At 56.4% G+C, this 13,419-nt stretch carries 9 protein-coding genes; 7 read left to right on the top strand and 2 right to left on the bottom strand.

What is annotated here, in order from left to right; translation table 11 throughout:
• Nucleotides 1-303 precede the first annotated feature (303 nt).
• The gene (locus FFS57_RS09115) at nucleotides 304-693 is read left to right on the top strand and encodes a DUF4280 domain-containing protein (protein ID WP_137937474.1); all 390 of its coding nucleotides are present in this window, start codon (nucleotides 304-306) and stop codon (nucleotides 691-693) included.
• 55 nt (nucleotides 694-748) lie between these two features.
• Nucleotides 749-2,710 carry a type VI secretion system Vgr family protein gene (locus tag FFS57_RS09110; RefSeq protein WP_171013776.1) on the top strand — a complete coding sequence of 654 codons (1,962 nt, stop codon included), beginning with the start codon at nucleotides 749-751 and terminating at the stop codon, nucleotides 2,708-2,710.
• 151 nt (nucleotides 2,711-2,861) lie between these two features.
• Here FFS57_RS09110 and FFS57_RS09105 read toward each other — a convergent pair whose 3' ends face one another.
• Nucleotides 2,862-3,512: a hypothetical protein gene (locus FFS57_RS09105; RefSeq protein ID WP_137937472.1), complete on the bottom strand. Its 651-nt coding sequence runs from the start codon at nucleotides 3,510-3,512 to the stop codon at nucleotides 2,862-2,864.
• Nucleotides 3,513-3,768: 256 nt separating this feature from the next.
• Between FFS57_RS09105 and tagH the strand changes: the two genes are divergently transcribed.
• The 5 genes from tagH (at nucleotide 3,769) to tagF (ending at nucleotide 12,440) form a co-directional block, all read left to right on the top strand.
• Complete coding sequence (gene tagH / locus FFS57_RS09100) at nucleotides 3,769-5,439, top strand: type VI secretion system-associated FHA domain protein TagH (protein ID WP_137937471.1); 1,671 nt, start codon at nucleotides 3,769-3,771, stop codon at nucleotides 5,437-5,439.
• Between the two features lie 85 nt (nucleotides 5,440-5,524).
• Nucleotides 5,525-6,859 carry a type VI secretion system baseplate subunit TssK gene (gene tssK, locus FFS57_RS09095; RefSeq protein WP_137937470.1) on the top strand — a complete coding sequence of 445 codons (1,335 nt, stop codon included), beginning with the start codon at nucleotides 5,525-5,527 and terminating at the stop codon, nucleotides 6,857-6,859.
• A gap of 3 nt (nucleotides 6,860-6,862) precedes the next feature.
• The gene (gene icmH / locus FFS57_RS09090; RefSeq protein WP_137937469.1) at nucleotides 6,863-8,224 is read left to right on the top strand and encodes a type IVB secretion system protein IcmH/DotU; all 1,362 of its coding nucleotides are present in this window, start codon (nucleotides 6,863-6,865) and stop codon (nucleotides 8,222-8,224) included.
• Nucleotides 8,225-8,266: 42 nt separating this feature from the next.
• The gene (gene tssM / locus FFS57_RS09085) at nucleotides 8,267-11,782 is read left to right on the top strand and encodes a type VI secretion system membrane subunit TssM (protein ID WP_137937468.1); all 3,516 of its coding nucleotides are present in this window, start codon (nucleotides 8,267-8,269) and stop codon (nucleotides 11,780-11,782) included.
• A 10-nt stretch (nucleotides 11,783-11,792) separates the two neighbouring features.
• Nucleotides 11,793-12,440: a type VI secretion system-associated protein TagF gene (tagF, locus tag FFS57_RS09080; protein WP_137937467.1), complete on the top strand. Its 648-nt coding sequence runs from the start codon at nucleotides 11,793-11,795 to the stop codon at nucleotides 12,438-12,440.
• Between the two features lie 12 nt (nucleotides 12,441-12,452).
• Here the strand turns inward: tagF and FFS57_RS09075 are convergent, their stop codons facing one another.
• Entirely contained in the window at nucleotides 12,453-13,316 is an 864-nt protein-coding gene (locus tag FFS57_RS09075; protein WP_249383950.1) for a PP2C family protein-serine/threonine phosphatase, read from the bottom strand.
• Nucleotides 13,317-13,419 lie beyond the last annotated feature (103 nt).

Genomic DNA, 13,419 nt, shown 5'->3' with positions numbered 1-13,419 from the left:
CTATAATGAGCGGCCTGATGCAAATCGGGTGCTACCGTGAGCCCTGTCATGGCTGGTTGGCATATTGCCCGATCTGGTGGTTGGGTAATATACATCGATCCTGATACGGCACGTGTACTGTAAGCAATCCAGCCTGGGGGCGACCAAGCATATTGAAGACGAATTCAATATGTTGAATCAGAGTAAGAAATTGAGCCATCAAGTTGGTCAGCATGTCTGAATGCTTGAAAGTGGACACAGCCAGGGAATCGTTTGCGCATTGTGTGGTCCATGCTTGATGGGTTTTTCCAACTGGGGGATGACATGCCAAGTCAAGTTTCAATGGGTGCGCAGTTACAATGTACTTTTGGTGCCGCGCCATCCAGCCTGGTGGTGCTGCCAACTGACCAGGTGATGGCTGAGGGCCCGCCCGCTGCGACCATCATGGATTTCAAGCCGATGGTGAACATCATGCCGTTTGGCATGTGCAGCTCACCTTCCAATCCAACCGTGGCCGCCGCGACCGCCGCAGCCATGGGCGTATTGACACCCATGCCCTGTATACCGGCAACGGCGTCACCGTGGGTGGTGGGGGCGCCAACCGTGTTGATCGGAAACAAGCCAGCGCTGGATAACGTCTCCAAGTGCATGTGCAGCTTTGGCGGGGTGATCAGCATCCTGAACCCGGCGACCACCAAGACCATGATTCCGTGAGCACCCACTGATGGATGTTCGCATCAACCAAATCAAGTACTGAACAGAGGCGATTGTGGCTGCCACACATCAAAACCGTGAAATCTCCATCACCAGCCCGTTGGGGCCGGATGTGCTGCTATTCCAGCGCATGAGTGGTGTGGAGCAGATGGGCAAGATCGGGGAATACAACCTCGAAGTCTTGTGCGAGAACGCCGCGATTTCGTTTGACAGCTTGCTCGGCAAGCCAATGACGGTCAGTATCCGCACTAAAAAGGGTGGCAAGCGCCATTTTCATGGCTATGTCACACAAATGGCTGCCACCGGGCTACGTGGCCGGTTTGCAGTCTTTCGTGTCACCATGCGCCCCTGGTTGTGGTTTTTGACCCGTGCGGCAGATTGCCGGATTTTCCAGGAAAAATCGACGCTCGATATTTTGAAGGAAGTCTTCGAAGCCTATGGCTGTGCGGATTATTCCATCAGTTGCAGTGGGCAGGCACCGCAGCAGGTCTTACCTTACTGTGTGCAATACCGTGAGACGGATTTCAATTTTGTCAGCCGACTAATGGAACAGGCTGGGATCTACTATTACTTCAAGCACGGCGAAAGCCGGCATGAGCTGGTGTTGTGCGATGCACTTGATGCCCACAATTCCGCGCCTGACTATGCCAAGATTGAATATGCACCGTTTGACGAACGCGATATCCGGCGTGCCGAAGACATCTTCGAATGGTCTTCCAGTGCTGAGATTCAGCCGGGTACCTTTACTTTGAAGGATTTCGATTTCGAGAAAGCGTCGGCTAGTACATCGGGCGGTCTGCTGGTGAAATCGACGGTTACCCGTAGCCATGATCAATCCAGTTACGAGTTGTTTGACTATCCGGGCCTGTTTACTGAACGGGCACAGGGTGAAACCCATGCCCGTAACCGCATTGAAGGGTTACAGGCGCAGGTGGAACGTTTCGAAGGCCGGACGATGGCGCGTGGATTGTTTCCGGGGGCTTTGTTCGAGATGATCGAGCACCCCGTGTCCTCGCAAAATGGTAAATACCTGGTGATATCTACCCAGTATGAGTTGATGTACAACGCCTTTGAAACTGACCAGACAGCCCAGCCGGAACCGGTTTGTCTGTGTCGTTTCACCGCCGTGCGCAGTCAAGTACAGTTCCGGCCGCAGCGGGTGACACCCAAGCCATTTGTGCAGGGGCCGCAAACGGCGATCGTGGTCGGGAAATCCGGCGAAGAAATCTGGACCGACAAATACGGTCGCATCAAGGTGCAATTTCATTGGGACCGTGTAGGTGCCAATGATGAGAAGAGCTCATGCTGGGTGCGTGTAGCGCAAAGCTGGGCCGGAAAGCGCTGGGGTACCTTGTTCATTCCGCGGGTCGGCATGGAGGTGATTGTCGATTTTCTGGAAGGAGATCCTGATCGGCCGCTGGTGACAGGTGCTGTCTACAACGCTGACAATATGCCACCGTATGTGCTACCGGGCGCTGCTACCCGTTCCACCATCAAGTCGGATTCCACCAAGGGGAGTGGTGGTTTCAATGAGATTCGCCTGGAAGACAAGAAAGGCAGTGAACAGCTGTTCATTCACGCGCAGAAAAACCAGGATAATTATGTGAAGGAAGAAGCCTATCAGTGGGTGGGGAAAGATCGGCACACTATTGTCAAAGGCAAGGACATGCGACTGGTGGAGGGTGGCGCCCATACCGAGGTCAAGGGTAAACGCAACGAAAAAGTGAGCGGCAATGCCTCATTGGATGTTGGGCAAAGCTATTACCACAAGGCTGGGCAGAATCATGCGGTGGAAGCCTTGAGCGTGCATCTGAATGGCAAGACCGGTGTGGTGATTGAGTCTTCCACCAGTATTACGCTCAAGGCAGGTGGCGCGTTTATCGTGATTGGGCCCACCAGTGTTGCGATTTCAGGCACGCCGGTGCTGTTGAATTCCGGTGGTGCAGCCAGTAGCGGCTGTGGTTCGTCACCTGAGGCGCCGGAAGCGCCAAAGCAGGCGGATGATGGCACCAAGTGACCATGGTGCGTCCCGCGCTTAGAACTTGTTCAAGATCTGTCATGAGCGGCTGCCAGTAGCACAAAAACTGGCATGTATATGTGATACATGACGGCTTGGAGCAGCACATGAGCCCTGATTGCGGTCACGCAATAAGACATTGAACAGGTGCTTACAGCGGTGACCAGGTCAGTGCGCAGTCATATGGGTGCGGTGCCGGAAGTAGTGAGTGGCTGAGCGCGTCGGCACGGGCTTCTTGTTGAAAGGCCTGGTCGATGCGCAATTGGGCGCTAAGCGTCAACTGCCATTGCTGTGGGGTTTGCGGTGCGAAGCGGATGTCGATGCGATTTTCAAAGTCGCCAAATCCAGCTTGGCCATTGAATACTGCCAACGCTTGCGGCACGGGTCGCGGGGTATTGGCTGTGCCAATCTGTGGGGCCGCGTTTGCCAGCAATGCGGCGAGTGCTGGGTGTGGGCGAGGACTACTGGTTTGCGCGATCAGCACGTCAACGAGTGCATTGGCCCATTGCCCTGCAGTCAATGCATCGGCCGCACCGGCCATCATCAGACGGCGTGATTGCTCGGTCAGTACGTGACGTAACAGGTGCAGCAGGGTGGCCCGTCGCTCATGGGTACCAGCATTGATTGGGATCGGACCGCGTTCGGTAACTGCTGTATCGAGATTGCTGGGCAGGTGGGCATGTTTTGCCAGATCCAGCCCGATTGGGGCGGGGTCTCCCAGGGCAAAGCTGGGCAGCAGCTGGTGGCCGTGGTCTGGCTGATTGTGCAACAGGCCGGAAAGTAATGGATCACGGTGGCGCATGGACGTCCTGCAAGCGTTGATCGGGGTGAGCGTATTGTAGCTGATCGATTCCCGGAAATCGCGCTGGCAGGCGGGTTTGGACTTAAAATAGTCGATATGGAACACGGTTTTTTCGCTATGCTTCGAGGGCAGGAGAAGGCTGCATCACGGGATGGTGAAAAAGCAAATCGGATTCAGATGAGGGGCGTTCGGATTGCGCGGCAAGGGGTCGCATCGCGCAACTCATGCTGAGGGCCAAGTTTACAGGAAGCTTTCCATGGCTGACGGAAAGCTTTCGATTGGTTGTGACAGCCGCAGTGCAATCTGTTGCAACATCCAGGCTACCGGGGCGCCAACCATGCAGCCTTCGTTTGCGCCACGGGCGGCCACAATAAAAGATATATCATCGCCGATGCCACTGACACTACGTATCCTGAGTTATCGAAACGAAGCACCAACCGAACCCATCACTCGGCAGTTCGGGCCCAATGGCGGCATGATCGGCCGCGCGCCTGGCAATGATCTGGAGCTGCCCGATCCTGGCAAATATGTATCGCGCTCACACGCGCAGATCGCTTATCGCGATACGGAATACTATTTGACCGATGTAGGCAGCAATCCAACACTGATCAATGATCGTCCCCTTGGCACGGGCCATGTTGCCCGTCTGAGCCATGGTGATTTGCTCACCATGGGTGATTATGTCTTGCAGGTGACGATTATCCCGGACGCTGCACCGCCGCCGTCGCCATTAGTGCATCCTTTTGCACCGCCAACTGAGGTGGCGCCGGTGTCGCAGCCTGCCAATACCCTGGTCGATCCACTGGCTGCTGCCAGCGTATTGGGCGGTGGCGATCTGATGACACCGACAGCGGGTGATCCGCTTGGTCTGAATCTGTTTGGTGGCCTGCCTGCTCAAGACCCGTTGGCTATATCACCTGTGACTGCTGCCCCTGGTTTCCGTGGGTCAGAAAGCGATCATGTGCCGCCGCAGATGCAGCCTTTCCAGGTACCCGCGTCTGGTATCCCAGTGGATTACGATCCGTTGGCGGATCATGGCTGGGTGCCTGTTGCGCCAATCCCTGCACCGCAGCCGCCAGTTGCCCCGGTGATGGCCCCTGTTCCGTCTCCGCCGATACCAACACGGGCTGTATGGGCTGCCCCCATCCCACCTGCGGCGCCGATTCCTGCGCCAGCACTTGATCCTGCCTTGGCAGATTCAGAACCCACATTGCTGCCGTCACCGACGCCGATTGCCATGCCGTCTAAACCGGTGCCACTACCTGTTGCTACACCGGCATCGGTTTCGTCACCGCCGGTAACGATATCCCCAGTGCCAACGGCTGTTGCAAGCGATAGCGAAGTATTCGCAGCACTGTTGCGTGGCTTGGGTATGCCGACACTACGACATGGCTCACGCAGTGAAGTCGAAGTGGCGGAGCTGGTCGGCCAAATGTTGCGTGAATCAGTGTCGGGTGCCATGTTGGTGTTGCGTGCGCGTAATGCGATCAAGCGAGAGATCCGTAGCGAAATGACCATGATTGCGGTGCGTGACAACAACCCGCTCAAATTCCTGCCAGATGCTGACAGCGTACTGACGCAGATGCTGACCAATACGCTGACAGGGTATTTGCCACCGGTACAGGCAATCAGCGGTGCATTTGACGATCTGAAGGCACATGAGTTGGCAGTCATGACCGGTGTGCGGGCGGTGATGGCCGATATGTTGAATCAGTTGAATCCTGCTGCCATTGAGGCTGCCGATAACGAGGCCGGCATGATGGACAAGGTGATGCCAGCCAACCGCAAGGCGCGGTTGTGGGACAAGCTGACCACGCAGCATGCGGAAATGCGGCGCCTGTTGGATGACGACTTCCAGAAGCTGTTCGGTGACAAATTTACTGCCGCCTATGAAGAACAGTTGGCACGTCTGCGCCAGCGTAGCTGAATCAACTTTTTATTGGGCCCGCCGGTTGGTGCAATCGGCGTGGTCGTCGTATTCAAAATGATCAGGATGGAAAGGCAAGACCAAGATGTCGTGGAATAGCAAAGTCGTGTGGTCCGAAGGCATGTTCCTGCAGCCACAACATTTGCAGCAGCACGACCGTTTTCTGCAGACCCAGCTGGAACTGCGCTGTGGCAAGCTGCGGCAGTATGGTTGGGGGCTGACTTCACTGAAAATCGATGAAGCCCAACTGGCATTGGGTAAGTTGTCGTTGTTGGAATGCAGTGGCGTATTGCCTGATGGCACACCGTTTTCGTTACCACAGGAGGACGAGTTGCCGTTGCCGCTGGCGGTTCCCGAGGATGTCAGGGACATGCTGGTCGTGCTGGCGCTGCCAGATCGGCGGCCAGGTATCGTCGAGGCGATGGAGGAATCCGGCGAGGAACGTTTTGCCCGCTATCGCATGATGGAGCACGAAGTCCGCAATACCAGCGGTGACGATGACGAGCCGGCCATCATGCATATTGGCAAGTTGCGGCTGAAGCTGGCACTGGAAAGTGATGTCAGCAATGCCTACAGCTATGTCGGGATTGCCCGTGTATTGGAACGGCGCCCGGATAATCAGCTGGTGCTGGATACCGACTATATTCCACCATGTCTTGATTGCCGCGCTTCATCGCGCCTGACAGGCTATGTTGAAGAAATTCGTGGCTTGCTCCATCAACGTGGCGAGGCCCTGGCAGCCCGCCTGACCCAGCCGGGTGTGGCTGGTGTCGGCGAGATTGCCGATTTTCTGTTGTTACAGCTGATCAATCGCCAGCAGCCGCTGTTTTCGCATCTGGCGGCAATGAGTGGCTTGCACCCGGAGTCGCTCTATCGCGAGATGTTGCAGATAGCGGGCGAACTGGCGACATTCTCCAAGCCCGGTAAGCGGGCAAGCGATTATCCGGGCTACCGGCATGACAGGTTGATCGATACGTTGTTACCGTTGATGTTGGATATCCGTCAGTCACTCAGCCTGGTGATGGACCCGCATGCCTTCCCGATCCCGATCGAAGCACGGCAATTCGGTATTCATGTGGCCATCGTGCAGGACAAGACCTTGTTCAAGAACGCGGGCTTCATCTTGGCTGTCAATGCGCAGATGCCGCCCGAAGTGGTGCGCAATGGCTTCCCGGCGCAGGTGAAGATTGGTCCAGTGGAAAAGATTCGTGATCTGGTCAACTTGCAGCTACCCGGCATTGTGTTACGGCCATTACCGGTAGCACCGCGTCAGTTACCGTTCCACGCAGGATTCACCTATTTCGAGCTGGAACGCAGTGGAGATTATTGGGCGGCCATGAGCAGTTCTGCCGGTTTTGCGCTGCATGTGCCGGGCGACTTCCCAGGTCTGCAGATGGAATTCTGGGCGATCAGGAACTAAGACATGGCCAGTGACAACCTTCCTCCCGATCCCGATCGTACCTTGCTGGTGCCGGCACCCGGTGGGCGTAAACCACCGCAACCCGTGCCAGCGCCACCTGATGCCGAGCATACCATCATCACGTCTGCTACTTCATTGCAAGGTGCCGCGCCAGCGTCGGTGGTCATGCCCCAGGCCAACGGGGTGATACCAACCTTGCCCTCGGCTGGCCTCAATCCATTGGTGACGGCAGCGCATGTGCTGCTGAGTCTGATCATGCCACTGCGGCAAATGGGCCAGTGTGCAGATGTCGAAGCGTTGCGGCAGCGCCTGGTGAATGCGGTCCGCAGTTTTGAAGCGGATGCCAAGGCCGCAAGTGTCGATTTCGAGGCGTTGGCTGCAGCACGTTACGCATTGTGCACCATGGTGGATGAAACGGTTGCATCGACGCCGTGGGGTGGTAGTGGTGCCTGGGGTAGTCGTAGCCTGTTGGTCACGTTTCACAATGAAGCCTTCGGTGGTGAAAAGTTCTTTGTGGTGCTGCAGCGGTTGGCGCAGGACCCTGCGCGGAACATCGATGTGTTGGAACTGTTCTATCTGTGCCTGGCATTGGGGTTCGAGGGCCGTTACCGTTTGATCGATGGTGGCCGTACCCAGCTGGACCTGTTGCGCGAACGCCTGCATCAGCTGATCCGTACTCAGCGTGGTCAGGTGGAGCAGGATCTATCCCCACATTGGCGCGGCACCACCGCCCAGCGTAAACCGCTGATGAGCCTGTTGCCATTGTGGTTGATTGGTGTGGCGGCGCTACTGATTCTGGGCATCCTGCATTTGCTGTTTCACTTCTGGCTGGGCCGCGCTGCTGACCCGGTATTGAGCAGCTTGAGTCAGATCCGTATCGATGCGGCTCGCCCTGCGCCTGCAGCTGTACAGCCAGTTGTGCCTGTCGCCCGCCTGGCCAAGTTTCTGGAGCGGGAAGTGGCGGAAGGGCTGGTGACGGTGCAGGAAACCGCAGATCGGTCGATCGTATCGATTCGCGGCGATGGCATGTTTGCATCTGGCAGCGCCGAGATGGACAGTCGTTTCAATCCCTTGATGGTACGTATCGGCGACGCGTTGAGGATTAATCCGGGCAAAGTATCTGTTGTCGGTCATACCGACGACCGTCGCGCCCTGTCTGCACGGTTCCCATCCAATTGGGAATTGTCAAAGGCGCGCGCCAGTGCAGTTGCTGCTTTGTTGATCGAACGTGTTGGCCCGGCTTCGCGCTATACCATCGAAGGACGAGCTGACAGCGAGCCATTGGTGCCAAACGATACACCAGCCAACCGTGCCCGCAATCGTCGTGTCGACATCGTATTGTTTGTTCCTGCGGGGGGTGCATGATCGCCCTGACCGCATCGCGCTGAACTGGAAATCGGATACCGTATGCGCAAATTGTTTTCCTGGTTGATCAAACCGCCCGTTCTGGCCTTCATCGGCGTTCTGCTGCTGTCGTTGCTGGTCTGGTTTGAAGGCCCGTTGCTGGCATTCAACGATAAAAAGCCATTTGAATCGAGTACCACCCGCTGGGTGATCATTCTGATTCTGTTCCTGCTTTGGGCAGGATATTTCGGTTGTAAATGGCTGTTTGCCCGCTTGGCAGAAGCCAAATTACGGCAGGGTGTTGCCGAGGCTGGAGCGGATCAGCCACCACCGCCAGGTGCTGCCGAATCGGCCAGCGAAGTGGCGGCATTGGGCAAGCGCTTTCAAGATGCGCTGGATACCCTGCGCAAGGCCCATGGGGGCAAGCGTGGTGCACACTACCTGTACGATATCCCATGGTATTTGATCGTTGGCGCACCGGGGGGTGGTAAAACCACTGCGTTGAATGAATCCGGCTTGCGTTTTCCGTTGGCGGATCAATTGGGCAAGGGGCCAATTGGTGGGGTCGGGGGGACGCGCAATTGTGACTGGTGGTTCGCTGACGAGGCGGTGCTGCTGGATACTGCTGGCCGATATGTGACCCAGGACAGCTTTGCGCCGGTCGATCAAGGCGCATGGCAGGGTTTTCTCGGTTTGCTGAAAAAACACCGCAAACGTCGCCCTATCAATGGCGTGATCATCGCCGTCAGCGCGCTGGATCTACTGCAGCAGGACGAAGCCGCTCGACAGTTGCATGCCCGCGCGGTGCGCGAGCGGGTGAAAGAGCTGCACGACAAGCTGGGCATTCGTTTTCCGATTTATGTATTGGTTACCAAGTGCGATTTACTAGCTGGGTTTGTCGAGTTCTTCGACAATTTGGGCAAGGATGAGCGTGGTCAGGTTTGGGGCATGACCTTTCCTTATGTCGATGCCAGTCAGATCGACCAGACACTCTCTGCCATGCCGGGCGAGATGAAAGCACTGGAACGCCAGTTGCAATCGCGTCTGGTTGACCGTGTGCAGCAGGAACGCGACTTGCGTCGTCGCGCGCTGATTTATGGCTTCCCACAACAGTTTGCATTGCTGGGCGATTCGGCGCAGCGTTTCTTACGCGATGTATTCAGTGCCACCCGTTATGAAGAGCCCGCGCTGTTGCGCGGTGTGTATTTCTCCAGCGCGACGCAAACGGGCAGCCCGATCGACCGTATCATTGGTTCCTTGGCCAACTCTTTTGGTTTGCCAAGGACGGCTTTGCCAGCCAACGCCAACAGTGGGCGCAGTTACTTCATCACCCGCCTGCTACGCGAGGTGGTATTTGCCGAAGCAGGTCTGGCTGGTGCAGATCTGAAACTGGAACAACGTCGCAAATATCTGCAATGGGGTGGCATTGGGGGTATTGTGCTGTGCACGGTGTTGCTGTCGATTGGCCTGATCACCAGCTATGTCCGCAATCAGCGGTTGATCCACGATGTGGCTGCCAAAGCAGACGAGTTGAAACAGGTTGCCAAAACGTTGCAAGGCCGTACTGGCCTGTTGGATGTCTTGCCGCTACTGGATCAAACCCGTGCCCTGCCCACTGGTTATGCCGAGCGAGATGTGTCTGTACCGTGGTCGATGACCTTTGGCCTGTATCAGGGGGATTCACTGGGTGAGCAGACCATGGCCACCTATCGTCGGTTGCTGGGTGATGCCCTGCAGCCGCAAATCGTCAGCCGTCTCGAGGACGACCTGCGCAGAAGTGAGGCTGTCAGTGCCGATCAACTGTACAGCAGTTTGCGCACTTATCTGATGCTGGGGGATCGCAAGCACCTGGAGCCAACTACCGTGGCGGATTGGGGTAAAGAGTGGGTGCGAACCCTGCCGGGGGCCACCACGGCTCAGCGTGCTACCCTCACCGAGCATGTGGTAGCCTGGGCTGAATCTCTCGATACCAGCACTGCTGTACCGATCGATTCCACCTTGATTGCACAGGCTCGTACCGTGCTGGCCACCCTGTCTACCGAACAGCGCATCTACAGTTCGTTGAAGACGCAGTTGGTGAGTGACAATCTGCCTGCTTTCGATATCAGTCAGGCCGCTGGTAAAGATGCTGCCAGCGCATTGACCCGCAAGAGTGGCCAGCCGCTGACCCAGGCTATGCAAGGCTTGTATACCGTGGATGGATACAAAAAGCTGTTGCTGTCGGTGGATGCCGCCCTGGTCAATGCGGCCAAGGACAACTGGATACTGGATCAGCAAACGGTGCTGGACCCAAAACAAATCGACAGTATCAAAGTGGCCGTGTTGCAGCTTTACTACGATGACTACATCAAGCAGTGGGATGCACTGTTGGCGGATGTCAGCGTGGTGAACTTCAGCAATCTCGATCAAGCGGCCCGCGTGCTGAATCTGCTGGGGGGGGCGTCATCGCCGTTGCGCAAGTTCCTGACCGCGGCTTCAAAAGAGACGACACTGGCGCCGGTTGAAGCGCTCAACGCAGCGGTGCTGGACAAGGTCAAAGGCAAATTCAAGTCCATCACCCAGGCGCTCGGCAGTGCAGCGTCACCGGTGGCGGGTGAGAGCATGAATCCCGTCGACGTGCATTTCGATGACCTGCATAAAATGGTCAACGCCCCGGCTGGTGCACCATCCCAACTGGATCAGTCACTGGCAACCCTGAAAGAGGCATCTGCCTTTCTTGATGCTGCCAATGCTGCCAAGAAGACCGGCAGCCCGCCACCACCCGGTGATGCGCTGCTGAAGCTCAGGCGAGAAGCCGAAGGTAAACCCGCGCCGCTGTCATCCATCTTGCAAGCCGCGGATGGCGCCAGCAGTGCCCTGACACAAGGCAGTGAGCGCGAGCGGCTGAATGCGTTGTGGAATGCGCAGGTCGCGCCCTTCTGCCGTCAAGCCATCGCAGGGCGTTATCCGGTCAACCGTGGCCAAGTCAAGGAAATCACGCCAGACGACTTTGGCCGCGTTTTTGCCCCAGGTGGTTTGATTGATGATTTCTTCCAGAAAAATCTGCAACAGTATGTCGACATGTCCGGCCCGACATGGCGGCTGCGCGGCACCGGGAGTGATTCGTTGGGCATACCGGGCGATACCTTGGCTGAATTCCAGCGTGCGGCACGTATCCGCGATACCTTCTTCGCGCTGGGGGGCAACCAGCCATCGTTCCGGTTCCAGCTCAAGCCGTTCAGCATTGATCCGGCTTTGAGCAAACTGGCGGTTGATATTGATGGCACGCTGATGACGTTCAATTCGGCCGCCATTGCTACGGCGACACCTTTCCAGGTGCCCAGTGGCAAAGGCGTTGGGGCGGCAAAGGTGGAGTATTCCCCGTCATCGGGTAATGGCACATTAAGGGTGGAAGGCCCTTGGGCCTTGTTCCGGTTGCTTGACAAAGCCGCTGTGGAAGCCAGTACGCAGTCGGAACGTTACAAGGTGACATTTGATCTGGAGGGCAAGAAGGCAGCGTTCGAGCTGACCGCCAGCAGCGTCATCAACCCGTTCCGTCGTGATGTGCTGGAACGTTTCCGCTGCCTGGATCGGCTATAGGACCTATCCGATGAGTGTTGGTTTCTATGGCAAGGTACCCAGCCATGGCGACTTCATCAGTCGCCGCTTGCCACCCGAATTCATCGAACCTTGGGATGCCTGGTTACAGCAGTCGCTTGCTGCCAGCCAGGCTGAACTGGGTGAGCAGTGGCTGACCCACTACTTGGTCGCACCTATTTGGCGTTTTATGCTGGGCCGTGGCATTGTCGGCCCACAAAACTGGGCTGGCGTATTGATGCCAAGCGTGGATCGCGTTGGCCGCTACTTCCCCCTCACACTGGCAGCCCCCACGGCTTTGCCAGAAACCTGGCTTGACCTCAACAGCATATCCCCATGGTTTGACACGCTGGAGGATTGGGCGCTGTCCAGTTTATGTAACGAGTTCGCGATGTCGATGTTTGATGAGGCGCTGGGTGGAATATCTGCTTTAGCAACATCTGCACGACCGTTATCTGTCGGTTTGAATTGTCCGATTCAGATGCCGCTGGTGCAGATGCAATCTTCAATACTCAGCCAGGTTTTATTTGATGGCTGCAGCTTGTGGTGGACGTTGGGTTCCAGCGAGTTTCCCGGTCAGGTGCGTATACAACAGGGTTTGCCAATACCCACAGATTTCTCGGGCTTGTTGACTAACGTGATTCGTTCTGACAGTGCTTGAAGTGCCAGTGGGTCATGCCACTATGGGTTTATCGCTGTTGGCTTGGTCATCGTAACGTATCAGCACCGCCGTTACATTGTCTGTTCCACCAAAATCGTTGGCCAGTGCGATCAGTTGATTGCATTGTTCTTCAAGGCTCAAATAGCAGATGTTCCGTAACAACCGTTCAATTTCAATTTCTGGAACCAGCCCGTGCAGGCCGTCAGTGCATAACAGGTAAACGTCACCTGGGGTGGTGTCGACAGCTTTGATGTCTGGCCTGACACTAGGTGAGGGGCCGATGGCTTGTAACAGCAGATTGCGGTTGGGTAGGGCATCCACGATGCCTTCATCCAATGCTTGTTGGTATAACGTGTGGTCTTTGGTAATGCGGGTCAGCTCGTAATCGCGAAATCGATAGAGGCGGCTGTCACCGACATGAAAGCACATCAGGGGGCCGTCATCGGTCATGCGCCAGATGCCGGTCAATGTACTGCCCATGCCATACAGGTTGCCTGTGCCGCTGTTCACATTGCGTTGATACAGTCGATCATTGGCGTACTCGACGGCATCCCATAACGTGGCGATGGCCGGCATGGTCTGATCGGGCCAGGTTGCGTCTGGATCTGGTTCATATAGCACCGCATCATGGCCTGGTAGAGGAACGCCTTGTGTGGTGGCCATCAGGAAATTTCGAATTTCTTCCAGCGTCTGTTCCGCCGCAATTTCTCCTCCATGGTGTCCCCCCATGCCATCACAGATTGCCAACAGCGAGAGCGTGGGATCGATCAGGAAGTTGTCTTCATTATTCCCCCGTACGCGCCCACGGTCGGAAAGACCGAATGCACTGCCTAATCTGGGTACGGCAACGGCGGTGGCGGGTGGGACAATGGCCATGGGTTTCCTTGTAGTGCTGAAAAGGTCGGGTTGTTATGTAGTCTAGGCGCTGTTTTTGTGCATGTCGCGTGATGGGTGTCGGTGTTTGACGTTGACTGCCTAA

Origin of the sequence: Chitinivorax sp. B (genome assembly GCF_005503445.1) — a bacterium.
In the GTDB taxonomy this organism is placed as follows: Bacteria; Pseudomonadota; Gammaproteobacteria; order Burkholderiales; family SCOH01; genus Chitinivorax.
Note: the sequence above shows the minus strand (reverse complement) of the source record. Positions and strands in the feature narration are given on the sequence as shown.

Bases quoted from the DNA above. Each gene is read 5' to 3' on its own strand.
- FFS57_RS09115 (WP_137937474.1), top strand. From the start codon at position 304: ATGCCAAGTCAAGTTTCAATGGGTGCGCAGTTACAATGTACTTTTGGT.
- FFS57_RS09105 (WP_137937472.1), bottom strand. From the start codon at position 3,512: ATGCGCCACCGTGATCCATTACTTTCCGGCCTGTTGCACAATCAGCCA.
- tagH (WP_137937471.1), top strand. From the start codon at position 3,769: ATGGCTGACGGAAAGCTTTCGATTGGTTGTGACAGCCGCAGTGCAATC.
- tssK (WP_137937470.1), top strand. From the start codon at position 5,525: ATGTCGTGGAATAGCAAAGTCGTGTGGTCCGAAGGCATGTTCCTGCAG.
- icmH (WP_137937469.1), top strand. From the start codon at position 6,863: ATGGCCAGTGACAACCTTCCTCCCGATCCCGATCGTACCTTGCTGGTG.
- tssM (WP_137937468.1), top strand. From the start codon at position 8,267: ATGCGCAAATTGTTTTCCTGGTTGATCAAACCGCCCGTTCTGGCCTTC.
- tagF (WP_137937467.1), top strand. From the start codon at position 11,793: ATGAGTGTTGGTTTCTATGGCAAGGTACCCAGCCATGGCGACTTCATC.
- FFS57_RS09075 (WP_249383950.1), bottom strand. From the start codon at position 13,316: ATGGCCATTGTCCCACCCGCCACCGCCGTTGCCGTACCCAGATTAGGC.